21 protein-coding genes are annotated in these 26,015 nt (G+C 74.1%); 11 read left to right on the top strand and 10 right to left on the bottom strand.

The window, feature by feature from the left end; translation table 11 throughout:
- The first annotated feature begins 132 nt into the window (after positions 1 to 132).
- Positions 133 to 1,908: a DNA polymerase/3'-5' exonuclease PolX gene (gene polX, locus ACFV4G_RS28190; RefSeq protein WP_380444919.1), complete on the top strand. Its 1,776-nt coding sequence runs from the start codon at positions 133 to 135 to the stop codon at positions 1,906 to 1,908.
- Between the two features lie 43 nt (positions 1,909 to 1,951).
- Here the strand turns inward: polX and ACFV4G_RS28185 are convergent, their stop codons facing one another.
- A complete protein-coding gene (locus ACFV4G_RS28185) occupies positions 1,952 to 2,824 on the bottom strand; it encodes a carbohydrate kinase family protein (RefSeq protein WP_380444918.1) in 873 nt (290 codons plus the stop codon).
- Positions 2,825 to 2,827: 3 nt separating this feature from the next.
- A complete protein-coding gene (locus ACFV4G_RS28180) occupies positions 2,828 to 3,787 on the bottom strand; it encodes a pseudouridine-5'-phosphate glycosidase (RefSeq protein WP_380444917.1) in 960 nt (319 codons plus the stop codon).
- A 138-nt stretch (positions 3,788 to 3,925) separates the two neighbouring features.
- Between ACFV4G_RS28180 and ACFV4G_RS28175 the strand changes: the two genes are divergently transcribed.
- Together ACFV4G_RS28175 and ACFV4G_RS28170 are read left to right on the top strand one after the other, a co-directional pair.
- Entirely contained in the window at positions 3,926 to 4,831 is a 906-nt protein-coding gene (locus tag ACFV4G_RS28175; protein ID WP_380444916.1) for a LysR family transcriptional regulator, read from the top strand.
- Between the two features lie 163 nt (positions 4,832 to 4,994).
- Positions 4,995 to 6,671 carry a peptide-N4-asparagine amidase gene (locus tag ACFV4G_RS28170; protein WP_380444915.1) on the top strand — a complete coding sequence of 559 codons (1,677 nt, stop codon included), beginning with the start codon at positions 4,995 to 4,997 and terminating at the stop codon, positions 6,669 to 6,671.
- 375 nt (positions 6,672 to 7,046) lie between these two features.
- Here ACFV4G_RS28170 and ACFV4G_RS28165 read toward each other — a convergent pair whose 3' ends face one another.
- A complete protein-coding gene (locus ACFV4G_RS28165; RefSeq protein ID WP_380444914.1) occupies positions 7,047 to 7,724 on the bottom strand; it encodes a response regulator in 678 nt (225 codons plus the stop codon).
- Positions 7,725 to 7,823: 99 nt separating this feature from the next.
- Here ACFV4G_RS28165 and ACFV4G_RS28160 point away from each other — a divergent pair, with 99 nt between their 5' ends.
- On the top strand, positions 7,824 to 9,407 hold the full coding sequence (locus ACFV4G_RS28160) for a purple acid phosphatase family protein (protein ID WP_380444913.1): 1,584 nt from the start codon (positions 7,824 to 7,826) through the stop codon (positions 9,405 to 9,407).
- A gap of 142 nt (positions 9,408 to 9,549) precedes the next feature.
- On the opposite strand, the gene ACFV4G_RS28155 is transcribed toward ACFV4G_RS28160, so the two are convergent.
- Positions 9,550 to 10,743, bottom strand: coding sequence for a sensor histidine kinase (locus ACFV4G_RS28155; protein WP_380444912.1), 1,194 nt, complete (start codon positions 10,741 to 10,743; stop codon positions 9,550 to 9,552).
- A 195-nt stretch (positions 10,744 to 10,938) separates the two neighbouring features.
- Here ACFV4G_RS28155 and ACFV4G_RS28150 point away from each other — a divergent pair, with 195 nt between their 5' ends.
- Both ACFV4G_RS28150 and ACFV4G_RS28145 read left to right on the top strand, forming a co-directional pair.
- Positions 10,939 to 11,496 (top strand): hypothetical protein, encoded by a 558-nt coding sequence (locus ACFV4G_RS28150; protein ID WP_380444911.1) that lies wholly within the window; start codon positions 10,939 to 10,941, stop codon positions 11,494 to 11,496.
- A 200-nt stretch (positions 11,497 to 11,696) separates the two neighbouring features.
- The gene (locus tag ACFV4G_RS28145) at positions 11,697 to 12,428 is read left to right on the top strand and encodes a (2Fe-2S)-binding protein (protein WP_380444910.1); all 732 of its coding nucleotides are present in this window, start codon (positions 11,697 to 11,699) and stop codon (positions 12,426 to 12,428) included.
- Positions 12,429 to 12,557: 129 nt separating this feature from the next.
- On the opposite strand, the gene ACFV4G_RS28140 is transcribed toward ACFV4G_RS28145, so the two are convergent.
- The 5 genes from ACFV4G_RS28140 to ACFV4G_RS28120 form a co-directional block, all read right to left on the bottom strand.
- Positions 12,558 to 13,631, bottom strand: coding sequence for a hypothetical protein (locus ACFV4G_RS28140; RefSeq protein WP_380444909.1), 1,074 nt, complete (start codon positions 13,629 to 13,631; stop codon positions 12,558 to 12,560).
- A 155-nt stretch (positions 13,632 to 13,786) separates the two neighbouring features.
- On the bottom strand, positions 13,787 to 15,364 hold the full coding sequence (locus ACFV4G_RS28135) for an alpha-amylase family glycosyl hydrolase (protein ID WP_380444908.1): 1,578 nt from the start codon (positions 15,362 to 15,364) through the stop codon (positions 13,787 to 13,789).
- A gap of 136 nt (positions 15,365 to 15,500) precedes the next feature.
- Positions 15,501 to 16,133: a bifunctional 4-hydroxy-2-oxoglutarate aldolase/2-dehydro-3-deoxy-phosphogluconate aldolase gene (locus ACFV4G_RS28130; protein ID WP_380444907.1), complete on the bottom strand. Its 633-nt coding sequence runs from the start codon at positions 16,131 to 16,133 to the stop codon at positions 15,501 to 15,503.
- Positions 16,130 to 17,785, bottom strand: coding sequence for an amidohydrolase family protein (locus ACFV4G_RS28125; RefSeq protein WP_380444906.1), 1,656 nt, complete (start codon positions 17,783 to 17,785; stop codon positions 16,130 to 16,132). Before ACFV4G_RS28125 ends, ACFV4G_RS28130 begins: the two co-directional genes overlap by 4 nt.
- Entirely contained in the window at positions 17,785 to 19,101 is a 1,317-nt protein-coding gene (locus ACFV4G_RS28120) for an alanine racemase (protein WP_380444905.1), read from the bottom strand. Before ACFV4G_RS28120 ends, ACFV4G_RS28125 begins: the two co-directional genes overlap by 1 nt.
- Positions 19,102 to 19,324: 223 nt before the next feature.
- Here ACFV4G_RS28120 and ACFV4G_RS28115 point away from each other — a divergent pair, with 223 nt between their 5' ends.
- From ACFV4G_RS28115 to ACFV4G_RS28100, 4 genes are all read left to right on the top strand, one after another.
- Positions 19,325 to 20,581 carry a PfkB family carbohydrate kinase gene (locus ACFV4G_RS28115; protein ID WP_380444904.1) on the top strand — a complete coding sequence of 419 codons (1,257 nt, stop codon included), beginning with the start codon at positions 19,325 to 19,327 and terminating at the stop codon, positions 20,579 to 20,581.
- A complete protein-coding gene (locus ACFV4G_RS28110) occupies positions 20,578 to 21,327 on the top strand; it encodes an IclR family transcriptional regulator (protein WP_380444903.1) in 750 nt (249 codons plus the stop codon). The genes ACFV4G_RS28115 and ACFV4G_RS28110 overlap by 4 nt, the downstream gene beginning before the upstream one ends.
- Positions 21,328 to 21,359: 32 nt before the next feature.
- On the top strand, positions 21,360 to 21,767 hold the full coding sequence (locus ACFV4G_RS28105) for a RidA family protein (RefSeq protein ID WP_380444902.1): 408 nt from the start codon (positions 21,360 to 21,362) through the stop codon (positions 21,765 to 21,767).
- Positions 21,768 to 21,888: 121 nt separating this feature from the next.
- Positions 21,889 to 22,614 carry a DUF2470 domain-containing protein gene (locus ACFV4G_RS28100; RefSeq protein ID WP_380444901.1) on the top strand — a complete coding sequence of 242 codons (726 nt, stop codon included), beginning with the start codon at positions 21,889 to 21,891 and terminating at the stop codon, positions 22,612 to 22,614.
- 33 nt (positions 22,615 to 22,647) lie between these two features.
- Here the strand turns inward: ACFV4G_RS28100 and ACFV4G_RS28095 are convergent, their stop codons facing one another.
- A complete protein-coding gene (locus tag ACFV4G_RS28095; protein WP_380444900.1) occupies positions 22,648 to 24,174 on the bottom strand; it encodes an APC family permease in 1,527 nt (508 codons plus the stop codon).
- A gap of 257 nt (positions 24,175 to 24,431) precedes the next feature.
- Between ACFV4G_RS28095 and ACFV4G_RS28090 the strand changes: the two genes are divergently transcribed.
- Entirely contained in the window at positions 24,432 to 25,949 is a 1,518-nt protein-coding gene (locus ACFV4G_RS28090) for a sensor histidine kinase (protein WP_380444899.1), read from the top strand.
- The last annotated feature ends 66 nt before the right edge of the window (positions 25,950 to 26,015 follow it).

Raw genomic sequence — 26,015 nt, 5'->3', positions numbered from 1 at the left:
ACCGGAGAATCAGCCCAGAACGAGGCAGGTACCGACCGGAGAACCAGAGCAGAACGCGGCAGCGAGCACACCGGGAACGAGACCGGAATCCAGCACAGGCGGGCCGTCGGCCCCCCGCCCTAAACTGGCCCCATGCCCCGGCTCAACGACCAGGTGCGGGAGCTGCTCCAGGAGTACGCCGACCTGATCAACATCACCGGCGGGGACGCGTTCCGGGCCCGCGCCTACGAGAAGGCCGCACGCGCGGTGGGCGGTCACCCGGAGGACGTCGCCGGACTGGACGCCAAGGGCCTCCAGCAGATCCCCGGCGTCGGCAAGTCCACCGCGGAGAAGGTCGCCGAGTACCTCTCCACCGGTCGGATCGGCGCGCTGGAACAGCTGCGCGCCGAAATCCCGTCCGGTGTGCGGGAGATGATGGCCGTCCCCAGCGTCGGCCCGAAGCGTGCCCTCGCCCTCTACCGCGACCTCGGGATCGCGTCCGTCGACGAGCTGGCCGAGGCGATCCGCGGCGACCGGCTCGGCGGCGTGACCGGTTTCGGCGAGCGCAGCGGCGAGAAGATCCTGCACGGCATCGAGTTGATGCGGCAGTCCGGCGGGCGCACCCTGCTGGACGCCGCGACCGAGCTCGCCGAGCAGCTCGTGGCCGCGATCTCCGCCGTGCCCGGCTGCACCCGCTGCGCGTACGCGGGTTCGCTGCGCCGGATGCGCGAGACGGTCGGCGACATCGACGTCCTCGCGACCGCCGAGGACTCCGCCCCGCTGATGGCCGCACTCACCGAACTCCCCTACGTGGACGAGGTGATAGCGAGCGGGCCGACCAAGACCTCGGTGCTCACCACCGGCGGCGTCCAGGTGGACCTGCGGGTGGTGCCCGAGGAGGACTGGGGTGCGGCGCTCGTCTACTTCACCGGGTCGAAGGCGCACAACATCAAGCTGCGCACGATGGCCGTCCGGGCCGGCCTGAAGCTGTCCGAGTACGGCCTCTTCGAGGTGGGCGGCGAAGCGGAGGGCAAGGCCGACGGCAGGACCAAGGGGAGAGCGGCCGAGGGCGCCAAGGTCGTGTCCGCGACGGAGGACGAGGTGTACGCGGCGCTCGGCCTGCCCTGGATCGCGCCGCCGCTGCGCGAGGACCGGGGCGAGGTCGAGGCGGCACTGCACGGCGAACTCCCGGACCTGGTCCAGGAGTCGGACCTGCGCGGCGACCTCCACACGCACACCGACCTGACCGACGGGCTGGCCACGCTGGAGGAGATGATCGACACCGCCGCCGCCCGCGGCTACGCGTACTACGCCGTCACCGACCACGCGCCCGACCTCGTCATGCAGCGGATGACCGACGAGAAGATGCTCGCCCAGCGCGAGCAGCTGCGCCGACTGGCGGGCCGCCACAAGAAGTTGCGCCTCCTGCACGGCACCGAGCTGAACATCGGCCCGGACGGCGGCGTCGACTGGCCGCCCGAGTTCCTGGCCGGCTTCGACGTGTGCGTGGCCTCGGTGCACTCGCACTTCGGCCTCGACCGCGCCGCCCAGACCCGCCGCCTGGTCCGCGCCTGCGAGAACCCGTACGTGCACGTCATCGGCCACCTCACCACCCGCAGGATCGGGCGGCGCGGCCCGATCGACGTCGACCTGGACGCGGTGTTCGAGGCCGCCGCGCGCACCGGGACGGCGATCGAGATCAACAGCTCCCCGCAGCGCCTGGACCTGCGCGACGAGGACGTGCTGCGGGCGAAGAAGCACGGCGTGCGCTTCAGCATCGACAGCGACGCGCACGCGACGCCGCACCTGGCCTACCCGCGGTTCGGCATCGGCACGGCGCAGCGCGCGTGGCTCACCGCCGAGGACGTCGTCAACACCTGGACGTGGCAACGGCTGAAGCGCTTCCTCCGCAAGGACGCGCTGCGCTGAGAACCGCCGGGCGGCCCCGCCGCACCAGGACCGCCTGGGGAGGTCAGCCGAACGACGCCCCCGGCGAGGCGAGCACGCGCGCCGCGCTGCGGTGTCCGAGCCCGGCGGCCAGGTGGAGGTCGCCGGTGTCCAGGAAGCCGGCGAGGAACCCCGCCGCGAACGCGTCCCCCGCGCCGGTCAGGTCGCGCACGTCGGCCACCGGCGGCACCGTCACCGTGAACGGCGGCTCGCCCGGCACGTCGACGGTGGTCGCGTCGGCGCCCGCCTTGGTGACGACCGTGGTGGCGGCGAGGCGGGCCCGTTCCGGCCCGGGCGTCCCGTCGGCCAGCAGTCCGAGGTAGGCGGACTCGGAGCGGTTGGCGAACACGAAGGTCGGCGCCAACTCGGCCAGCAGGCCGAGGAACCGCTCCCGTCCGAACTGTTCCAGCATGCCCGTCGACGAGGCGTCCACCGAGGTGGTGCCGCCCGCCTGCCGCACCCGGGCGAGCGCGTCGACGGCGCTGCGGCCGACGGGCTCGCCGTCGAAGGAGTAGGCGGGCACGTGCAGGTGGCTCAGGCCGGCCAGCCACGCGTCCGGCACGCGGTCCAGCAGCGTGGCGGCGCCCCGGTCGGGCAGCATGGTGCGCTCGCCGTCGCGGTCGATGAGCACCACGACGCTGCCGGTCCGGCCGCGCCGCTCGACGCGCACGTCCACGCCGTGGCCGGTCAGTTCGGCGACGACGCCGTCGCCGACCGGGTCGTCCCCGACGCAGCCGATGAAGCGGGCCGGGACCTGCCCGGCCGCGAAGCACGCGACGTTGGCGGCGCTGCCGCCGCGCCGGCGGAACACCCGCGCGGCGGAGTCGGTGCCGTGGCGCAGCGGGCCGTCGACCCACACGACGACGTCCTCGACGAGGTCGCCGAGCACCCCCAGCACGGCTCAGGCCTTTCGCGCGGCGGCGAGCGCGGTCGCGATCTCGCCGCCGAGGCGGACGTTGCCGCGGTAGACCTCGACGTTGACCTCCAGGCTGCGGCCCTGCGTGTCGCGCTGGATGAAGTCGAGCAGGAACGGCGTGGACGCGTTGCCGGTGACGCCCCGGCGGTCGGCCTCGGCCCAGGCGCGGGCGAGGATGCCGTCGAGCTCCTCCGGCGGGAGCTGCTCGGCGGGGTCGACCGGGTTGGCGATCAGGACGGCCTGCGGGAGGCCGAGGCCGTCGCGCGCGTCGATGACGCGGGCGGCTTCCTCGGGCGAGTCGACGCGGAAGGCGATCTCGTGGCCGGAGTCGGTGACGTAGAAGCCGGGGTACTTGGTGGTGCGGTAGCCGATGACCGGGATGTTGAAGGTCTCGAAGCGCTCCAGGGTGGCCCGGATGTCGAGGATCGACTTCACGCCGGCGCTGATGACGGTGACCGGGGTGGCGGCCAGCGTGGTCATGTCGGCCGACTCGTCGAAGCTCTCGGAGGCGCCGAAGTGCACGCCGCCGAGGCCGCCGGTGGAGAACACCCGGACGCCCGCGCGGTGGGCGAGGAAGGCGGTGGCGGCGACGGTGGTGCCGCCGTGCCGGCCGAACGCCGCGACCACCGGGAGGTCGCGCAGGCTGACCTTGTCGATGCCGTCGGTGGCGGACAGTTCGGTGATCTGCTCGGTGCTCAGGCCCACCGTCGGCACGCCCGCGTGGACGCCGATCGTCGCCGGGACGACGCCCGCCTCGCGCAGCCGTTCCTCGGCCTCCAGCGCCACGGCGAGGTTGCGGGGGCGCGGCAGGCCGTGGGTGAAGATGGTCGATTCGAGGGCGACGACGGGCGTGCCCTCGGCGACCGCCCGGGCGACCTCGTCGGAGACCCGGATGGCCTCGGGGCTGGGGGTGGCCTCGGGGGTGGGCGCGGTGAGTCCGGTCATGGTGGACGCTCTCTGTGACATGCCACTGCGGCGGGGCAAGGTGATGATCAGCGTACGGACGGCTCGGATCGGGATCCAGAATGAGTACTGCCCCTTCCCATAGGCTTTGAACTATGGGTTTGACCTAGGCTTCGGACCATGGGTTTCACCTTGCGTCAGCTGGAGGTCTTCCTCGTCGTCGCCGACACGCTGCACTTCGGCCGGGCCGCCGAGCGGCTGCACGTCTCGCAGCCGACGGTCAGCCAGGAGGTCGCCCGGCTGGAGCGGACGGTCGGCGTCGAGCTGTTCGACCGCAGCCGCCGGTCGGTCCGCCTGACCGAGGCCGGCGAGGTGATGGCCGCCGAGAGCGCCCGGCTGCTCGAACAGGCCGGGGCGCTGCTGGCCCGGGTGCGGCTGCACGAGGAGTCCCGGCTGGGCACCGCCCGGATCGTCGCCTCGCCGAGCGTGGTCAACCGGCTCCTGCCGGCCGTGATCAGCCGGGCCGAACAGGAGCTGCCCGCGCTGGTGGCGGCCGAACTCGCCGTCGACACCGGGCAGGTGTCCGCCACCCTGGCCGCCGAACTCGCCGACATCGGCCTCGGCCGCTTCCTCGCCGAGGTGCCCGGCTACCGGCTGGAACGGATCGCCGACGAGCCGGTCCGGGTGGCGCTCGGCCGCGACCACCCGCTCGCCGGGCGGGACGCCGTCCGGCTCGCCGAACTGCGCGACCTGCCCCTGCTGCTGTGGCCGCGCGAACAGCACCCGCGCTACTACGACCACGTCCTCGGCCTGTGCGCCGACCGCGGCGTGGACCCGCCGGTGCTGGTCAGTCCGCCGCGGATCGTCGGCTCCCGGCTCTACCTGCTCGCCCGCAACCGCGCGTTCTCGCTCGTCCCCGGCTCGATGACCGGCCACCTCACCGGCGACGTCGCCACCGTCCGCCTGGAGGGCCGGGCCACCCTGCCGCTGGAGATGCAGTGGCGCCTCGACGACCGCCGGCCCCGGCTCGCGGCGCTGCGCGACCTGATCCGGCAGGAGGCGGCGGCGCTGGAGGCGGACCGCTGAAGGCGACCTCGCCGAAATGTGCCTTGACGGCCGCGGGAGCACCTTGACGGCCCCGCGGACACCTTGACGGTCACATGCCACCGCCGGAAGGATGCGCGGACCGTCCACCCGGCCCGCGGGCACCACGCCGTGGGCCGCCCGACCCGAGCCCCGAGGACACCCGTTGGCCGTCCGCCCCCTGCTCCGCCGCGCCGCCCGCTTACTCGGCGCCGCCGTCCTGACCCTCACCGCGGCCGTCAGCGCCGCCGGCCCCGCGCACGCCGACTTCGGCTCCGGCTACCACGACCCGTACACCGCCGAGAAGCCGCTCACCCGGCCCGACACCCGCTCGTGCACCGTCGAGGTCATGCACGAGCGCGAGTTCCGCAACGGCTACGGCAACCCGCCGGACACCCCGTACGACGCCGCCCTCACCCCGCCCGCCGACTGCGCCGGGCCGTGGTCCGCCGTCGTGCTGGACCTCCACGGCCAGGTCGCCGGGCGGCAGTTCGACCGGATCTTCAGCGTGCGGATCGGCGGCGTCCAGGTGCTGCTGTCCTCCACCCCGGAACCGTCGAAGGACGGCATCCGCTGGAACGTCGAGCACGACGTGACCCGCTACGCGCCGCTGTTCGCCGGCGGCCCGCAGCCGTTCAGCTTCGACCTCGCCAACGTCACGGACGCCACCTACACCGGCGTCTACACGATCTCGGCGAGCCTCACCTTCTACACCACCTCCGACCGCTGGCCCGCCCCGCACACCGCGGACCGGCTCCTCACCACCGGCCCGTTCTCGCTCACGCAGGCCACCCCCACCGCCACCCGGGACGTCACCTTCCCGCAGAACCTCGAACGCCTCACCGCCGAGGTCTACACCCGCGGCGGCGGCGCCTGCGAGGAGTTCGCGTACGCCTCCGCGCCCGACGCCTTCGTCAGCGCCAACCCGGGCCTCGGCGCGTGCGGCAAGGGCCCGTTCCGCGAACTGCGGCTCACCGTGGACGGCCGGGTCGCCGGCGCGGTCTGGCCCTACCCGGTGATCTACACCGGCGGCTGGGACCCGCTGCTGTGGCGGCCCGTCCCGAGCATCTTCGCCTTCGACCTGCCCGCCTACCGGATCGACCTCACCCCGTACGTCGGCCTGCTCCTCGACGGCCGCCCGCACAGCGTCGGGATCACCGTCAACGCCGCCGAGGCGCAGAGCAACGACGCCTGGACCGGCCAGGTCAACCTCTTCGCCGACACCGACCACGGCACCGACCGCACCACCGGACAGCTCACCGACTACCGCGTCGCCCCCGAGGCCGCCGTCACCACCACCCTCGCCGACCACGACGGAGGCAGCGGCAGCGGCAGCGGCGACTGGACGGTCGGCGCCGGGCGCCACGACCTCGCGCGCGGCTGGGTGCAGACCTCGCACGGGCGCGTCACCACCGAGGTCCGCGACGACCTCTCCTTCGGCTCGGCCCAGCAACTGCGCGACGGCGGCAACGACGTGACCCTGCACAACGGCACCGACCTCACCCGCTCCACCGCCACCTGGGGCGGCGGCCCGCACCGAACCACCACCGTCCACGAGTCCGAACCGCTCGACGTCACCTACCGCCTCACCCGCGACGCGGCCGGCAACACCGACCAGGTGACCTCGATGGACCTCGGCTACCACCGCGCCGCCACCGCGGCCACCGGCGGCCACGTCACCTCGGTCGCCACCGTCGACCACACGCTGCGTCCGACCGCCCACCGCCACGACGGCGACCGCACCGTCCGCACCGGAGGCAGCACCGAGGACTACCGCAGCACCGGGCCCGACGGGCCGTACCGGCGGACGATCACCACGGTGGACGGCTGGCCCGTGTCGTAGCGGTCACCCGCCGCGAAAATCGTCCCAATTCGGGCGGAAAAACCCTGGTGCACGGCGCCGGGGAAGCGCATGATGAGAGATGGACCTGCGAGGTAGACGAGGAAGTTCGACCGCAGGAGGCAGTGGCGACAGATCGAGACGGATCAGGGTCTGCCGCTGTGAACTACCTCGGTCGACGATCGAACAACCCACGGCCGGAGGACGCGATGTCCGGAGGCCCCTCCGCCTCGCAGGTTCCGCGCGTCCACGGAGCAGCCCCTCGGCTCCGTGGACCGCTCTTTCACGCCCTCTGCCGACTTCACCGCTGACGACTCACACCTGCCGAGTTCAGCCCTGCCGGCTCACCCCTGCTGACTCACCCCTGCCGGCTCACTCCTACCGGCCGGGCACAGCGAACCCCATCTCCCAGGCGTGCACCGCGATGCCCACCCGGTTCCGCACCCCCAGCTTCCGCTGGATGCTGGCCACGTGCGTCTTCACCGTCCCGGCCGAGATGAACAGCTCCGCGGCGATGTCCGCGTTCGTCCGCCCCGCCGCGACCTGCCCGGCGATCTCCACCTCGCGCTCCGTCAGCGCCACCACCGGCGCCGGACGGCCGGCACCCCGGCGCGGCGCCGTCACGTGCCTGAGCAGCCGCACGGTGACCGACGGACTGATCAGGCTCTCGCCCCCGGCCGCCGCCCGCACCGCCTCCGCGAGCAGCGCCGGCCCCGAGCGCTTCAGCAGGAACCCCGACGCGCCGAACTGCAGCGCCGGGTAAACGTATTCATCCAGGTCGAAGGTGGTCAGCACCACGACGTGCACGGACCCCGCGAGCCGCCGGGTCACCTCCAGCCCGTCCATGCGCGGCATCCGGACGTCCACCAGCGCCACGTCCGGCCGCAGCCGCGCGGCCAGCTCGACGGCCGCGACCCCGTCCGCCGCCTCCCCCACGACCTCGATGTCCGGCTGCGCCTCCAGGATCCGCCGCACCCCGCGCCGGACCGCCTCCTGATCGTCCGCGATCAGCGTCCGGATGAGCCGCTCCCCCGGAGCCCCGTTCGTACTCGTCACGCCCGGCAGTCTCCCACGCGGGTGCCGTTGCCGGACGGGCCGGAGTGTTCACGTCGGAAACCCGGCGCGGTTCACCTGCGGACCGTCAGGCTGGCGGGCATGAACGCATCCAGTGGACGTCCCCCCGTCAGCAGGCGCGGTCTCCTGGCCGGCGCCACCGGCCTCGGGCTCGGCGGCGCCGTGTCCCTCTCCGGCGTCGCGGCGACGCCGGCCGCCGCCTCCCCACTGCTGTGGGAACGGCCGGACCGCTCCGGTGCGCCGCGCGTCGCGGGCCTGCACCTCCAGTTCGGCGCGGACGCCTCGCGGGAGGTCGTGGTGTCCTGGCACACCACCGCGTCCGTCGCCAACCCCCGGGTGATGTACGGCACTTCGCACGGCGGCTTCGGCCGCAGCGAGGACGCGTCGACCACCACCTACCGCGACGCCCAGTCGGGCACCGAGGTCCAGGTGCACCACGCCCGGCTGAGCGGCCTGCGCCCCGACACGGACTACGTGTACGCGGCCGTCCACGACGGCGCCACCCCGGAGCTCGGCACCGTGCGCACCGCGCCGCGCGGCCGGGCCGCCTTCACCTTCACCAGCTTCGGCGACCAGGGCACCCCCACCCTCGGCAAGCAGACCGCGAACGGCTGGGCCAACGACAACCTCGGCAGCCTCGCCGCCGGCGACACCACCGCCGGGGTCGAGCGCGTCGCGCCGCTGTTCCACCTGGTCAACGGCGACCTCTGCTACGCCAACCTGGCCACCGACCGCGTCCGCACGTGGTCCGACTGGTTCGAGAACAACTCCCGCTCCGCGCGCCACCGCCCCTGGATGCCGGCGGCCGGCAACCACGAGAACGAGAAGGGCAACGGCCCGATCGGCTACGGCGCCTACCAGGCCTACTTCGACCTGCCGTCCTCCGGCTCCGACGACGAACTACGCGGCCTCTGGTACGCGTTCACGGCGGGCGCGGTGCGCGTCATCAGCCTCAACAACGACGACGTCGCCTACCAGGACGCCGGCAACTCCTACGTCCACGGCTACTCCGGCGGCGCCCAGCAGCGCTGGCTGGAACGGGAGTTGGCCGCCGCCGACGCCGACCCGGAGATCGACTGGATCGTCGTCTGCATGCACCAGGTAGTGATCTCCACCGCCGACAAGTTCAACGGCGCCGACCTCGGCATCCGCGAGTCCTGGGTACCGCTGTTCGACCGGTACGGCGTCGACCTCGTCGTCTGCGGCCACGAGCACCACTACGAGCGCTCCCACCCGATCCGCGGCCAGCAGCCCACCGACACCCGCACGCCGATCCCGGTCGCGACCGACACCGGGACGATCGACACCACCCGGGGCACCGTCCACATGGTCATCGGCGGCGGCGGCACCTCCGCCCCCTCGAACCACCTGTTCTTCAGCCCGGCCAAGGCCCGCGTCATCACCGGCGTCGGCGCGGTCGACCCCGCCACCGGCAAGCGCCCGCCGGTGTACGTGATCGAGGACGCGCCGTGGTCCGCCTTCCGCGACGCCGACAACCCGTACGGCTTCGCGGCGTTCGAGGTCGACCCGGGCGAGCGCGGCGGCGACACCAGCATCAACGTCACCTACTACTCCGTCAGCGGCCCGTACGGCGACCTCGTCCCCGTCGACCGCTTCACGCTCACCCGCCCGCGCGGCTCCCGCGGCGGGGGGCGCGAGCTCTGACGGAGCGGGGGCGGGGCCGGACGGATGACGGCGAACAGATAACAGATGACAACTTTCAACATCTGTTATCTGTCATCTGTTTTCTGTTCGCCGTCATCCGTCAGCCGTCCGCCACCCCCTCCCGCGCCCAGCACACGCCCCACTACCGCCCCGGCAGCGTGCACACGACGCGCCAGCCACCCACTCCGTACGGCCCGGCCGTGAGCGTCCCGCCGTGGGCGGCGACCCGCGCCGTGAGGCCGGCCAGGCCGGTGCCGCCCGCGCCGGGGCGGCGGCGCAGCAGCCTGCGGCCCCGCCGCGCAGGAGAGCCGCCGTCGTTCGTCACGGAAACCTCGACCTCCGTCCCCACCGCGGCACTCACCCGAACGACCACCGCACCCGCCCCCGGAGCGTGCCGGCGGACGTTCGTCAGCGCTTCCAGCACGACGGCGTACACGGTGACCCCGGCCTCGGTCGCCAACAGGGCACCCGGGTCCGGCGGCAGGTGGACAGTGGCGCGCGTGCCCCCGGCCGAGTCGAAGCGCGCGACCAGTTCGGGCAGGTCGGCCGGCCCGTACCGGCGCGCTTCCCGGACGGCCTCACCGGACTGCGGGTCACGCAGCGCACCGACCATCTCGTCCATCGAGTCGAGCGCCCGCAGGCCCGCCTCCTCCAGGCGCCGCAGCAGGGCCGCCGTCTCCTCCCCGTCCTGCGGCCCGAGTTGGCCCGCCTGCGCCTCCAGCACGATCCCGGTGATCTCGTGGGCGACGAAGTCGTGGAGCCCGCGGGCGACTTCGAGCCGCTGCTCACGGCGCGCCCGGTCGACGGCGCGTTCCCGCCGGGCGTCCAGCACGCGCAGGTAGAGGGAGGCCCCGGCCACCCCGAGGGCGGGCAGCAGCGCCAGCAGGAGCGCGATCAGCGACCCCGCCCAACTGCCGTGCGGCATCCGCAGGGTGAAACGCAGTGGCAGGAGCGCAGCTGCGCACCCGACCGCCGCGCCGACCACGCCGACCCACCGCCCGGGCACCCGTCGCACGACCCGGAACAGCACCGCGAGCAGCGCGAGCCACTCGAACGGCAGCCAGAACGCGGGCAGCCGGTACGGCCCCGAGTACCCGACGTCGAGCAGCAGTGACAGGCCTGCCACGGCCCCCGCACCGGCCGCGAGCGCGATCGGCCCAGCAGGCCACGAAAGCAGCGCGGCCACCGTCACCACCGCCGCCATCACGGCGACGAGCAACGCCGCCCCGTGCTCGCCCGGGTGCGCCAGCACGACGGGCAGCAGCAAAGCCACCCCGGCCATCAGCGCCGGCACACGACGGAACCGGCCGACGCCGGACGGGAGATCGGTACGCACACACGCGAGCCTACGGGCAGCTCTCCCGGGGGATGCCGGGGGATTCGGCCTCCTCCTCCCGATGGAGGCAACTCCACTCCACAGCGGGAGGTTTGGCAGACCCGCACCGAGCAGAGTGGTTCCCGACGCACCTGCCACCGCGTCCCACCCGCACACGACCCGCCCACACGCAACCCGCCCACAGGAGGACGGACCATGAACCGCCGCCTCGCCACCGCCGCAGCCGCCTTCTGCCTCCTGGCCGCGACGATCACCGCCGCCGTGCCCGCGAGCGCCACCGCCGGCGCGCCCTCCGACGCCCCCTCCGACGACTTCGGGCCGGTCAGCGTCCACGGGGCCGCCGGGACCGTCCTGACCACCACGTTCACCGGCTTCGAGGGCGACGCCGTGCGGATCGAGGTGGACGCCCACGCCGACGTCAACACCGACCCCCGCACCACCCGCGGGCACTTCCACGTCACCCACGTCCACACCGACGGCCGGCTGGTCGCCGACTTCTCGGGCGACATCACCTGCCTGGGCGTCGGCGGCCGGGAGGCGATCGCGACCGGCGTGGTGACCAGCGGCGAGGCGCCGTGGTTCCCGGGCCGGACGCCGGTGGGCGCGAAGGTGGCGCTCACCGTGCAGGGGAACGGGCGGCACGCGGGCCGGGTCGGCTGGGTGTGGGGCATGTTCGGCGCGCCGGTGTCCGACTGCCAGGGCACGGTAGCGTTCCTCCCCACCACCAGCGGCGGCTTCACCGTGCGGGGCTGAGCCCGCCGGGCCGCCCGACCGAGCTCGGAGGCCCGCCCGATGACCGCCCGCACCACCCCGTCCGGCGACCGGCACGGCGAACGTGCCACACACCCCGTACGTGCCGATCACGCCGCACGCGCCGAACACCCCGAACCCTCCGAACCCTCCGAACCCTCCGACCAGGGCGCGGGGTTCACCGACCACGCAGGGGATGGCCGGTGAACCCCGCGCCCGCCGCCGACCTCCGCCGGCTCGCCGCCGTCGGCCCGTACTTCGCCCTCGGCACGGCCACCTCCGCCGACGACACCCCGCCGCCGGGCTACCGGCCGCTGCGGGAGCTGTACGACGGCGGGCCGCACGGACCGCTGGCGGCGCGGGTGCACGTCGTGGCGCGGCGGCTCGGCACCACCGAGCTCCGGGTCGCCGCGTCGATCCTGCACCTGGGCCTGGCCGCGCGGTTCTGGTCGGTCGGCGTGGGCGCGGCCGTCCTGCTCGGGGCGGTGCCGTCACTGGAGGAAGCGTGGATGCGGATCCCCGACCAGGGCCCGATGGACCTGTGGACGCCACAGCGGACACCACAGGGCCCGTCTGCCACCGGGACGCTCCCGCAGCAACTCCACGACGCCATCGTCGACGGCCAGTTGGAGCCCCTCGCCGCCGCCGTCCGCGCCGTCGTCCCGCTCTCCGCCCGACTGCTGCTCGGCAATTCCGCGTCCGCCCTCGCCGGCACCCTACGCGTCCTGGACGGTCACGCTCCGGACTCCGCCCGCACGTTGGTCACCGAGCTGCTGGACCAGCCGCCACTCGCCGGGTCGGGCACACTCCGCACGGGCCCGCACGGCACGGCGTTCCGGCGCCGCAGCTGCTGCCTGTACTACCGCGTGGGCCCGGGCGCCGGCGTGTGCGGGGACTGCTGCTTCACCCGCCCGCCGTCCGCCAAGAGACCCTGAGTCGATAGCGGCCACGGCGACGAGAACGCAGCAGCCCACGCCCGGCTTGTCCAGGGCCGGGCGCGGGCCGTCGATCCCCCGCCCGGTGCCGATGCCCTGGCACCGGGCGAAGTCCTCATCCGTCCACGGTCAGACCGCGACCGCCTCCTCCATCTCCTCCTCGGCCTCGACGTCCGCCTCCTCGCTCCGCGCGGCCTCCAGCGGACGGCGCCCACGCCGCTCGTACAGGGCCGCGGCCACCATGGCCGCCCCGCCGAGCAGGAGCCACACCACCAGCGTCAGGACGTGCCCGCCCAGGCCGGCCCCGCCGTCGAAGTAGAGGATGCTGCGCGCCCCCTCCAGGAAGCCGGCGCCGGTCCAGAAGCCGTGCAGGGTGCCGAAGAAGCCGTTCTGCAGCTCGGGGCGGTAGATGCCGCCGGAGGTCGTGAAGTTGAGCATCACGAACAGGACCATCATCGTGAGCGTGGTCCACTTCTTCAGGAAGGTGTGCAGACCGATGCCGATGAAGACCACACCCGCCGAGTAGAGCCAGCCGAGCGCCCACACCGCCGCCGCGTCGTGGTCGACGACGTGGAACACCGGGCCTGCGGTGACGATCCCGATCACGCTCACGACGAGCGAGACCGCGAGGCCGACGAGCGCCCGGATCCGCATGCCCAGCGCCGCGCCTGCCGCGCCGATCACGGCGACGCTCGCGTACGAGCCGATGCTCAGCGCGACCAGGAGGAAGAACAGTCCCTGGCCGGTCGGGTCGCCCTTGGCGGGTGTCGTGAGGTCGGTGACGTGCAGCGGGACGCCCTGCCGGTCGGTGACTCCGGTGAAGACCGCCGTGGCGGCGACGACCGAGGTGTCCGAGTTGCCCTTGGCGACGATCAGTTCGGGGCTGCGGGCGTCCGGCACGAACGCGCCGACCAGGTCGCGGTCCTTGAGCTGCTGCTCGGCGGCGGCGCGGTCGGGCAGCGTGCGGACGTCGAGGGCGTCCCCGGCCTTCGCGCGGATCGCCTGCGCGAGGCCCTGCGCCTGCGGGGTGGTGCCGACGACGGCGACCTTGAGGTGGTGCGGTTCGGGCTGGTGGAAGGCGCCCTGGTAGGCGAGCGCCATGCCGAGGCACATCAGCAGCGGGGTGATCAGGTGGACGGCGAGGTGCTTGAGCGAGTGCCCCAGGGCGGGCGCTGCGGCGGGGTTCCGGGGTGTGCTGCTCATGGCGTTCGTACCGTCCTCCGATGACGCGGTGACACTGTGCTATGTGAAGAGATAAGTGGCACATACAACCAATGAAGGTGGTAAATGCAACCATCTATGGATGTAGCTTACAACTATCCGAGGTCGATCGGAAGCGGGCCCCGAAGCACCCGGACTCACACCAGTTCGAACACCCCGTACCCGAACCCGTCCGCCCGCAGCTCCCCGTCCACGACCCGCACGCCCTGGGCGTCCAGCGCCCGGACTGCCTCCCCCAGCGGCACCGCACCGGGCTCCCGCCGCGGATTGACGGCCACCAGGTACCGCCCCGACCGCGTGTACACCAGCGGGTACCCGGCACACCGCACGTCCACCCCGCCCGACGCACCCAGCCCCGGGTGCGCCCGCCGCAGCGCGATCAGCCGCCGGACGGTGTGCAGCAGCGAGGTCGGGTCGGCGCGCTGGGTGAGCACGTCCGGCCGGTGCGGGTCCGGGTCGACGGGCAGGTAGAGCCGCTCGGGTGCGGCGGCGGAGAAGCCGGCCGTCGGGCCGGGCGTCCACTGCATCGGGGTGCGCGAGCCGGCCCGGTTGTAGCGCGGGCCGAGCACGCTGCCCTCGGTGTCGGGCAGGCCCGGCACGTACCGCATGCCGATCTCGTCGCCGTAGTAGACGGCGGGCAGGGTCGGCCAGGTGAGCAGGAACGCGAAGGCGGCGGGCAGTTCCTCGGCGGTGCGCGGACCGGTCGCGAGGCGGGAGAAGTCGTGGTTGGCGGTGGGCAGCACGATGTGGCCGCTGCCCTCGGTGAGTTCGGCGGCCGAGCGCCACGCGTCGAGGAAGACCTGCGGCGTGCCGCGGCCGTCGGCCTCGAAGTAGCACGCGTCCTGGTGCCAGAAGTCCTCGACCGTGCCGCCGTTGTTGTTCCAGAGGGATCGCAGCGGGAGGCCGCGGTCGGCGCCGCCGAAGTGGAGGAAGAAGTCGGCGTGGAAGCCGGCCGAGAGGGCGGCGGCCGGGTCGCCCCACTCGGCGAACAGGGCGGCCTGCGGGTGGGTGCGGTCGAGCCAGTCGCGCAGGCCGGTCCAGAGCTTCCCGGTCTCGGTCCGGTCCGGGTCGTCCTTGACGAGCGAGTACGCCATGTCGACGCGGAAGCCCGCCACGCCGAGGCCGAGCCAGTGGGACATGATGTCGCGCAGCGCCGCCCGGTTGGCGCGCGGCCCGTCCGCGTCCACCGGCTGGCGCCAGGGTTCGTCGGAACTCGGGCGCGCGTAGCCGAAGTTGAGGGCGGGCTGGCAGTCGAAGAAGTTCGGCCGGTAGCAGCCGGGACGGCTGCCGGGCGAGGCGACGAAGCCGTCCGTCTGCCGGTCGGACCAGATGTAGCGGTGGTCGGCCGGGTCGTCGACGGCGGCCAGGAACCAGGGGTGGCGGTCGGAGGTGTGGCCGGCGACCAGGTCGAACAGGATCCGGATGCCCTTGCGGCGGGCGGCCTCGACCAGGGCGACCAGGCCGTCGGTGCTGCCGTAGCGCGGGGCGGGGGTGAAGTAGTCGGTGATGTCGTAGCCGGCGTCGCGGAACGGCGAGGCGAAGCAGGGGTTGAGCCAGACCGTGTCGACGCCGAGCCAGGAGAGGTGGTCGAGGTGCTCGGCGATGCCGCCGAAGTCGCCGATGCCGTCGCCGTCGGAGTCGGCGAAGCTCTGGGGGTAGATCTGGTAGAGGACGGCGTCGGCCAGCCAGTCGGGGCCGGGGCGGGTCGAGGTCATGGGCTGGGTCCTCCTGCCGGGTCCGGGGCCGGGTCCCCCGATTCTCGCGCAATCCCGCCCGCCCCGACAGTGCGCCGCACCAGCGCGCCGACCTCGCGGCCGGGACCCCGGCGGCGACCCCGCCGCGCGCCCCGCCCTACCGTCCGCAGGCCTGCGTGAACGCCCGGGCCCGGCGCGTGATCTCCGCCCAGTCCCCCGCCGCGACGGCGTCCGGCGGCACCACGTCGGTGCCCGCGCAGACCGCGAACGCGCCGTGGGCGAAGAACGCGGCGGCGTTGCCCGCGTTCACCCCGCCCGAGGCGACCAGCGGGACGTCCGGGTACGGGCCGCGCAGGTCCTTGAAGTAGCCGCGCCCGAACGCCTTCGCCGGGAAGATCTTGACGGCCGCCGCGCCCAGGTCGACCGCGTGGGCCACCTCGGTCGGGGTGAGCGCGCCGAGCACCACCGGCACCCCGGCGGCGTGCGCGGCGGCGGCCACCTCGGGCCGGCAGCCGGGGGTGACGAGGAACGACGCCCCGGCCGCGACCCCGCGTTCGGCCTGCTCCGCGGTCAGGACGGTCCCCACTCCGACCCGCCACCCGGCCTTGGAGGCGGCGGACAGGCACTCCGTCACATTCGGTGTGGTGTACGTGAATTCGGTCCAGGTGATGCCACCGTCGGCGAGCGCGGCGCACAGCGCGGCGGCATCCGGGATCCGCGGCGCGCGGACCACGGCGAGGACCCGGTCGTCGCTCAGAGCGGAGAGGGGGGAAGGCGCGGGGGAGGTCACAGGGCTCGGGCTCCTCGATCGGTGCGGCGCAGGGCCCGCCCGGGCCTGGCGCCCGTGGTGCGGCCCTGCCGGACGACGGCGGTGCCGTTGACGTAGACGTGCTCGATGCCTTCGGCGGGCAGCCGGGGCTGCTCGAAGGTGGCGGCGTCGCGGACCCGCTCGGGGTCGAAGAGCACCAGGTCCGCGTGGTAGCCGGGCGCGATCCGGCCGCGCCGGTGCAGCCCGAGCCTGGCGGCGGGCCGCCCGGTCATCCGGGCCACCGCCTCCTCCAGTGTGAGCACGCCCAACTCCCGGCCGTAGTGGCCGAGGTAGCGCGGGAACGTGCCCCAGGCTCGCGGGTGCGGACGGGCGCCGACCAGCAACCCGTCGCTGCCCGCGGTGTGCGCGGGGTGGCGCATGATCGCCCGGACGTTCTCCTCGTGGCCGACGTGCTGGAGGATCGTCGTGGCCAGTTCGTCCCGCCGCAACAGGTCGAGGAAGACGTCCGTGCCGCCGCTCCCCCGTTCGGCGGCGAGATCGGCGACCGTCCGGCCGACCGCGTCCGCCAGTTCGGCCGAGCGGACGCCCGAGACCTGGATCGTCGCCCAGTCCGTGACCACGCCGTGGCAGCCGTCGCTGCCCGTCTCCTCCACCGCGTGCCGGATCCGCTCGCACGCCGCCGGGTCGGCGAGCCGGGCGAGGGTCGCGGCCGGGCCGCCCTCGGTGGCCCAACTCGGCAGCAGGGCCGCCAGGGTGGTGGATCCCGGCAGGTACGGATAGCTGTCCAGGGTGAGGTCCACGCCGTCGGCGAGCGCCGCGTCGACGAGGTCCAGCAGTTCCCCGGCCCGGCCCGCGTTGACGCCGAAGTTCATCGTCGCGTGGGTCAGGTGCAGTCCGCACCCGCTCCGCCGGGAGATCTCCACCATCTCCGCGTACCCCTCCAACGCACCCGCACCGTAGGAGCGTTGGTGCGGCGCGTGGAAACCTCCGTAGGCCGCGACCACCGTGCACAGGTCGACCAGCTCGGCGGTGTCCGCGTACGTCCCGGGCGTATAGCTCAGCCCGCTGGACATGCCGACCGCCCCGGCCAGCAGCCCGCGCGCCAACTCCTGGCGCATCCGGTCGAGTTCGAGCGGGGTCGGCGCGCGGTCGGCCCAGCCCATGGCGAGCATGCGCAGCGAGCCGTGCGGGACGAGGTAGCACGCGTTGACGGCGGCCCGGGTGCGGTCGAGGCGGTCCAGGTAGCCGCCGACGTCGCGCCAGTCCCAGTCGAGGTCCGCCGGATCGCCGTTCCAGCCCGCGAGTTGGCGGCGCAGCGCGAGCAGGGTGGTGTCGTCCACCGGGGCGTACGACAGTCCGTCCTGCCCGAGGACCTCGCAGGTGACGCCCTGGGTGACCTTGGCCGGGTGCTCGGGTTCGAGCAGCAGGGCGAGGTCGGAGTGGGCGTGCATGTCGATGAACCCGGGGGCGAGGACGAGCCCGTCGGCGTCCACGACGCGCCCGCCGTCCGGCCCGACCCCGCGCCCGCCGTCCGGCCCGGCCCCGCGCCCGGTGATCAGCCCGTCGGCGATCCGGACGTCGGCCCGGTAGCGCTCCGCGCCGGTGCCGTCGACGACGGTCGCGCCCCGGAAGACGACCGCCCCGCCTGGCTCCCCGCCCTCGCCCCGGTTCATCAGAAAAACGTCCTGACCAGCCCGGTGACCTTGGGCTCGGCCGCGTCCGCGGAGTCCAGCACGGGGATCGCGGTCCACTTGTCGAAGGCGGTGCACGGGTGGGAGACGCCGAGGCGCAGCACCGCGCCGACGGGTGCGAGGTCGCCGGCGTCCCGCAGGAACGCGTGCTGGTCGTTGAGCGCGGTGATCCGGGCCGCTGTGTCGGTCAATCCGGCGCCCCCGCGTACGAGTTGCGGCTCGGGCATGCCCTCGTCGAAGGGCAGGTCGCGCTTTCCGGCGTCCAGCAGGGCGAGTTGCGGCTCGGGCCGGGAGACCACGCGCGCCCAGCCGTGCAGGGCGCCCCGGAAGGGAGCGTCCCCGGCGCCCCGGACGAGCGGCGAGATGCCGCGGTAGAAGCCGTCGTCGTGCGCGACGTAGGCGCCCGAGCGCAGCACGGTCAACGCGTCCGGCAGCGCGGCCAACTCCTCGACCACCAGGTCGAAGTAGGCGCTGCCGCCGGCCGAGACGATCGGCGGCGCGTCGTCGGGGTAGGCGCGGGCGAGCCGTCCGTGCAGGTTGGCGAGCGCCTTGAGGTAGCCGCGGACGGTGGCGAGCTTCTCGGCCGTCGCGTCGTGGGCGAGCGCGCCCTCGTACCCGCCGACGCCGGCCAGCCGCAGGGTCGGGGCGCGCAGGACGGCGGCGGCGACCTCGAAGGCCGCGTCGACGCCGCGGGCGCCGGTCCGCCCACCGGGGCCGCCGAGTTCGACGAGCACCTCGACGGGCCGCTCGGCCCCGGCGGCACGCAGCGCCTCGTCCATCAGCAGGACGCTCTCGACGCCGTCCACCCAGGAGACGAAGCCGAACTCCGGGTCGGCGTCGAGTTCACCGGCGAGCCAGCGCAGTCCGACCGGGTCGAGCAGGGTGTTGGCGAGCAGGATCCGCTGGACGCCGAAGGCGCGGGCGACGCGGACCTGGGGCAGGTTGGCGAGGGTGATGCCGTGGCTGCCGGTGTCCAGCTGCGCCTTCCAGAGGGCGGGCGCCATCGTGGTCTTGCCGTGCGGGGCGAGGGCGACGCCCGCCTTGGCGCACCAGTCGGCCATGGTGCGCAGGTTGTGGTCGAGGGCGGCGGCGTCGAGGGTGAGCAGCGGGGTGCCGAGCCCGCTCAGGGTGGGCCCGGTGGCCAGCCAGTCCCGGACGGTACGGCCGTGCCCGTCGGCCGGGACCGCCTTGAACCGCCAGTCCAGCACCTCGTCGGCGAGCGCCGCGACCGCGGCGGCGTCGATGCCGGGACCGGTGCCGGCGCAGGCGAATGCGCCGCGTGCGAAGGTCTGCCCCACTGTCTTCCTCCATCAGCCAGGTTGCAACATGCGCAACGAGGGTTGCACATGCTGGCATCACGGTTCTAGCATCGGCGCCGGACCACGGTCAACGGAACCGCCCCCGGACCACGGTGAGCGGAACCGACCTCAGCCGTCGAAAGCCGTCGAAGGCCACCGAAAGCCGTCGGAGCCGGTCCGATGCCGCCGCCCCGGGCACAGTCGCAGACGAGGAGCCCAGCAGATGCCGCCACAGGACACCCCGGGCCCGGCGCGCCCCGGCCCGCCGGCCGCCGTCTGCGTGGGCGAGTCGATGGCCGTCCTGCTGCCGGACCGCCCGGGCCCGCTGGAGGCGGTGGACACCTTCCGGCTGTCGGTCGGCGGCGCGGAGTCCAACGTCGCCGGGGCCCTCGCCGCGCTCGGCGTGCCCACCGCGTGGATCAGCCGGGTCGGCGACGACGGCTTCGGCCGCCGCCTGGTCGCCGAGGTGGCCGCCCGCGGGGTCGACGTCTCGGCCGTCGCGGTGGACCCGCACCGGCCGACGGGCCTCTACCTCAAGGAGGTCGGCGGATCCACCGGCCACCACCACGACCTCGGCCCGGGCCGCAGCCGCCTGCACTACCACCGCCGCGGCTCGGCCGCCGCCGCACTCTCCCCCGCCCTGCTGGACGATCCGACGGCCGCCCGCCTGCTGGCCGGCGCCCGGCTGCTGCACCTGTCCGGCATCACGGCCGCGCTCTCCGACGACTGCCTCGCCCTCCTGCGCGCCCTGCTCGTCGGCCCACGCCCGAGCCACCCGGACACCCCGACGAGCCCGAACAACCCCACGAGCCCGACGCGCCCGACCAACCCGACGAGCCCGGACACCCCGAAGACCCCGAACGCCCTCACGAGCCCCCGCCGTCTGGTGAGCTTCGACCTCAACTGGCGCCCCGCACTCTGGCGCGACCGCGACCCGGCCGTCCTGCCACCGCTTCTGGACGCCGCCGACGTCCTGCTGCTCGGCGCCGACGAGGCCGAGGCCGCGTTCGGCACCGGCAACCCGGCCGTCCTGCGCCGCCGATTCCCGTCGCCCGCCACCATCGTCGTCAAGGACGCCGCCCGGGCCGTCACCGCGCTCGGCCGGGACGGCTCCGCCGTCACCGAACCCGCCCTCGCCGTCGAGGTCGTCGAGGCCACCGGCGCGGGCGACGCCTTCGCGGCCGGCTACCTCGCCGGCACGCTCCGCGGCCTGGACCAGCGCCGCCGGCTGCGCCTCGGCCACCTGAGCGCGGCCTGCGCGCTCACCGCCCACGGCGACCAGGCCGAGCTGCCGCCCGCGCCCGTCGTCGCCGCCCTGCTCGACGCCGCCCCCGCCGCCTGGGCCGCCACCCGCGTCACGGCGAGCGCCATCAGCAGCCCCGCGCTCGACTCCCGGGCGAGCCGGACCGCACCGGACCGGACCACCCCGGACCCGACCACCCCGGACCGGAGCCGGACCACCCCGAGCGGAGCCCGATGAGCCAGACCGTCAGCCGCGCCCTGCGCATCCTCGCCGAGCTCGGCGAGGGCGAGCGCTCCCTCGACCAGCTGGCCGAGGTGCTCGGCGTGCACAAGACGACCGTGCTGCGCCTGCTCCAGAGCCTCGAAGCGGAACGGTTCGTCTACCGCGACGCCGGCTACCGCTACCACCTGGGCGCCGGTCTGTTCGCCCTGTCCGGCCTCGCCCTGGAGCAGCGCGGCATCCGCCGCATCGCCGCCCCGCACCTGGCCGAGCTGAACGCCGCCACCGGCCAGACCGTCCACCTGGCCGCGTACGAGGGCGGTGAGGTCGTCTACATCGACAAGTTCGACTCCCGCCACCCGGTCAGGATGTACTCCCGGATCGGCCTGCGCGCCGCGCTGCACAGCGCCGCCGTCTCCAAGGTGCTGCTGGCGGACCTGCCGCTGCCCGAGCGGCGCCGGGTCGTGGCGGGCGTCGACTTCACCCCGCACACGGCCAACACCCTCACGTCGCCCGAGGCGCTGCTCGCCGAGCTGGAGCGGGTGGCCGCGCAGGGCTGGGCGCAGGACCACGCGGAGCACGAGGCCTTCATCAACTGCGTGGCCGCGCCGGTCCGGGACGCGAGCGGACGGGTCGTCGCCGCCGCGTCGATCTCGGTGCCGGACGTCCTCCTCTCGTACGAGCAAGTGCTGGACCTGCTACCGCAGTTGCTCGCCACCACCCGCGCCATCTCGGCCGACTGCGGCCGACCGGAACAGATCTGACACTTCGTCAAAATGATGAGCAAAGGATGAGCATGAGCGACAAGACCGAGATCCGCACCGACGGCGCACCCGCCCCGGCCTGGCTGTTCTCCCAGGGCGTGCGCAAGGGCCCGATCCTCCAGGTCTCCGGCCAGGGCCCGCAGGACCCCGCCACCGGCGAGTACCTGTACCACGGGGACGTGAAGGCGCAGACCCGGCGGACGCTGGAGAACGTCAAGGCGATCGTGGAGGCCGGCGGGGCGAGCATCGAGGACGTCGTGATGTTCCGCGTCTACCTCACCAAGCGCGCCGACTTCGCACCGATGAACGAGGTCTACGGCGAATTCATCGCGGAGAACATCAAGCCCGGCGGCGTGAAGCCCTGCCGCACCACGATCTTCGTCGAGCTGCCGCAGGAGCCGATGCTGGTCGAGATCGACGCACAGGCCGTCGTCTCCTGACGCGCCGCGGAAGAAGTGGCCGCCAGCCGGGGCCCGGACGCTTCACGCGGTCCGGGCCCGCCGCTTGCCACCGGCGCCCGCCACCCTTAGGTTAGGCTCACCTAACTAACAGGAGGTCCGCATGGCCACCGCGCGCCAGCACCCCGCCGACGAGGCCGCCGAGCCCACCACCGCCGAGCGGGTCCACAGCCTGCTCACGGCCACCGCGTCGCTCACCGTCCGCGCCCTCGGCGAGCACCACGACCTCGCCAGCCCGGTGGCGGTCCACGGCTCCCGGCTCCGGCTGCGCGCGCCCATCGACGCCCCGCTGACCCTCGCCGCCGTCGACGCACCCGACGGCCTCGCCGTCGTCCTCGACGTCACCGACGTCTCCCCCGTCGCCGTCCGCGACCGGGTCCGCGGCCGCCTCTCCCTCGCCGGCCGACTGCGCCTGGCGCACCTCGCCGACGACGGCCTCAGCGTCCACCTGCGCGTCGACACCGCCCACGCCGTCCTGTCCACCCCGTACGGCACCGGCGCCGTCACCGCCGCCGAACTCGCCCTCGTCACCGCGGACCCGCTCGCCCGCACCGAGGCCGGCCTGCTCACCCACCTCGCCGACGACCACGCCGACGCGCTCGCCGTCCTCACCCGGCTGCTCGACCCCGCACTCCTCGCCGGCCGCCCCGCCGTGCGCCCGCTCGCCCTCGACCGCTACGGCCTGGTGCTGCGCCTGGACCACCCGCACGGCCACCGCGACGTCCGCCTGGTCTTCCCCGAACCGGCCACCGACACCGAGGACTTCGGCCACCGCATGCACGACCTGCTGGCCGCCGCCCAGCACGCGCTGCCCGTCCACCGCACCTGAGAACCGTCAACCCCAAAGAGACCTGACGGACCGTCAATCACGTTCCGCCGCATCCTCCAACACGATCCGCCCCATCCGCGCGTAGAGCTCCGGCCGCCGCCACCGCATGACGAGCGCCAGCACGATCCCGCCCGCGAAGGCGCCGATCACAAGGTACGGGATCAACCGGAACAGGAGCGTCCCGGCGGCCGCGCCCGCCGCGGTGCCCCGGTTCACCACCAGCAGCGCGACCACCCCCGCCATCGCCACCCCGCCCGCCACCGGCGCCGTCAGCGTCCGGAACCAGTGCCTGGTCTCCGGGTGCCTCCCCAGCACGTGGAAGTACCCGACCACGGCGAACGAGCAGAGCGTCTGCACGATCAGGATCGCCATCGTCCCCAGCAGCGCCAGCAGCGTGTACAGGTGCAGGTACGGATCCATACCGGCCGCCAGGAAGGCGAGCACCAGCCCCGCCGCGATCCCCGACTGCACCACCGAGGCGACGTGCGGCGAACCGTGCCGCGGGTGCGTGCGCCCGAGCGCCGGGTGCAGGAAGCGCTCCCGCCCGATCGCGTACAGGTACCGCGCCGCGCACTGGTGGAAGGCCATCGCGCACGCGAACGACCCGGTGACGACCAGCCATTGGAACACCCGCACCGCCCACGCCCCGAGGTGCGCGCCCAGAGGGTCGAAGAACAGGCTGTTCCCGTCCTTGCCCGGCACCGCACCGCTCGCCACCGCGACCGCGTGCTCCACCCCGTTGCCGGACACGATCATCCAGGACACGAACACGTAGAACAGCCCGACCCCGACCACCGACGCCAGCGTCGCCCGCGGCACCACCCGCTTCGGATCGCGCGACTCCTCCCCGTACATCGCCGTCGACTCGAACCCCACCCACGACGTGAACGCGAAGAACAGCCCGAGCCCGGCCGCCGCGGCGCCCGAACCCCCCACCCCCTTCAGCGCGTTCAGCGGATTCACCGCCTCGCCGACGATCCCGTCCGGCCCGCCGCCGGCCGCCAGCACCGCGAGCGACACCGCCCCCAGCACCCCGACCTCCAGCACCAGCGCCACCCCGAGCACCCGCGCGGTCAGGTGCAGGTCGAACCAGGCCATCACCCCGATCACCAGCAGCCCGGCCGCCGCGTACCACCCCCACCCGAGGTCCACGCCCAGCTGCGCCCGCACCAGCCCGCGCAGCGCGTACGCGAAGAAACCGACGACGGAGGCCTCGAAGGCGACGTACGCGAGCAGCGCGAGCAGCCCGGCCGCCATCCCCACCACGCGTCCGAGCCCGTGCGAGACGTACCCGTAGAACGCGCCGGCCGCGGTGATGTGCCGGGCCATCGCCACGTACCCGACCGAGAACACGGTGAGCACGAGCGTCGCCACCACGTACGCGGCGGGCGCGTCGGCCCCGTTGCCCTGCCCGACGACGATGGGCAGGTTCCCGGTCATCGCGGTGATCGGAGCGGCGGTGGCGACCGCCATGAACACCACCCCCACGAGCCCCACCGACCCCGGCTTCAGCCGGTCGACCCCACGCTCCGCCGCCCGCTCGCCGCTCTGGACCGCCATCCGCCCGCCTCCGCCCACCGCACCCGACCGGCGCACCCGACCGGCGCACCCGACCGGCGCACCCGACCGGCGCACCCGACCGGCGCCATCGCAGCACGCCGAAGGCCCGCACGCCGAACAAATCGTCAACGAACGACCAGTCCGGCCACTCCACCGGACGCAGTCTTGATCTCCACGTCAGCCGGCTCTCATCGCCGTCTCACGGTCGCGGTGGATCGTGGCCCGACGAAGGACGAACAGCCGGGGGAACTGGAGCCATGACGGCAGAGGACAAGGAAAGACCGGGCAGGGAAAGACCGGGCACGGCCCACTGGTTCGGCCGGATGACGCTCCGCGGCCGGCTCGCGCTGTTCACCGCGGCCGCGGTCTCGCTGGCGGTCGTGGCCTGCGCGGTGGCCGGCTGGTTCGTCGCGCGCGACGAGATGGTCAACCAGGTCGACCAGACGCTGTCGCACGCGTGGATGCCGGGCGACCGGCCGCCGAGCGGCGCGCAGATCAAGGCGCTGAACGACTGGTGCAACGGCTCGGCCGGGCAGCCCTGGATGCCCAGGGGGGACACCGTCCCCACGGTGATCGTCGCCGACGGCACCTCCTGTCCGCAGAAGGACCCCCGCGCCGTGGTCGTCACCCCGGACGACCTGCCCGTCGCGCAGAGCGGGAGCACCGGCCCGCACGCCGCCTCGCTGTTCCGCGACGGCCACACCGTGGACGGCACCCCGGTGCGGGTCTACGTGGTCAGCTTCGGTCCGGTGATGTTCGACAACGCCGCCTCCACCGCCGCCGTGGCGCTCGCCCAGCCGCTCGAACCGGTGCAGGACGCGCTCACCGAGCTCGCCCTGATCACCGCCGGCGCCGCGGCCGTCGTCATCGCGCTCGCCGCCGCGGGCGCCCTGTGGATCGCCCGCACCGCCCTGCGCCCGGTCGACCGCCTCACCCGCGCGGCCCAGCACATCGCCCGCACCCAGGAGCCGGGCGTGACGATCGAGGTCTCCGGCCACGACGAGATCGCCCGCTTCGGCGAGGCCTTCAACGCAATGAGCACCGCCCTCGCCGGTTCGCTGGACAGCCAGGCCCGGCTGATCGCCGACGCCGGCCACGAACTGCGCACCCCGCTGGCCTCCATGCGCACAAACGTCGACCTGCTCATCCGCAGCCAGGAGTCCGGCCGCCCGCTGCCCGAGGCGACGCTCACCCGGATCCTCGGCCACATGAAGGCGCAGATGACGGAACTCTCCACCCTCATCGGCGACCTGCTCGAACTGTCCCGCCCCGCCGACGCCCGCGGCGCGAAGCCACTGCCCGTCGTCGCCCTGCACGACATCGCCGCCCGGGCCGTCGAACGGGCCGAACTGCGCGGCCCCGGCCTGGTGTTCGGCGCCGACCTGACGCCCTGGTACGTACGCGCCGATCCGCACGCGCTGGAGCGCGCGGTGATCAACCTGCTGGACAACGCGGTGAAGTTCAGCCCGCCCGGCGGCCGGATCGGCGTCTCGCTGGCGGACGGCGAACTCGCCGTCCGCGACGAGGGCCCCGGCATCGCCGCCGAGGACCTCCCGCACGTCTTCGACCGCTTCTGGCGCTCCCCGTCCGCCCGCCAACTGCCGGGATCCGGCCTGGGGCTGGCGATCGTCGCCCGCACGGTCCGCGCGGCCGGCGGCGAGGTCGCGCTCGCACCGGCCGGCCCGGACGGCGGCACCGTCGCGACCGTCCGACTGCCGGGCGCGGCCACACCGCCGCCGGAGGCGCCCCCGCCGGCCGGCGCCGACCGGAGCTGAGGCCCGCGACGAGAACGGGAGGCAGGAAGACAGCGACCGGCCCGGCCCACGAGGAGTCCTCGTGGG

Origin of the sequence: Kitasatospora sp. NPDC059747 (assembly GCF_042732955.1) — a bacterium.
Classification (GTDB): Bacteria; Actinomycetota; Actinomycetes; order Streptomycetales; family Streptomycetaceae; genus Kitasatospora.
Note: the sequence above shows the minus strand (reverse complement) of the source record. Positions and strands in the feature narration are given on the sequence as shown.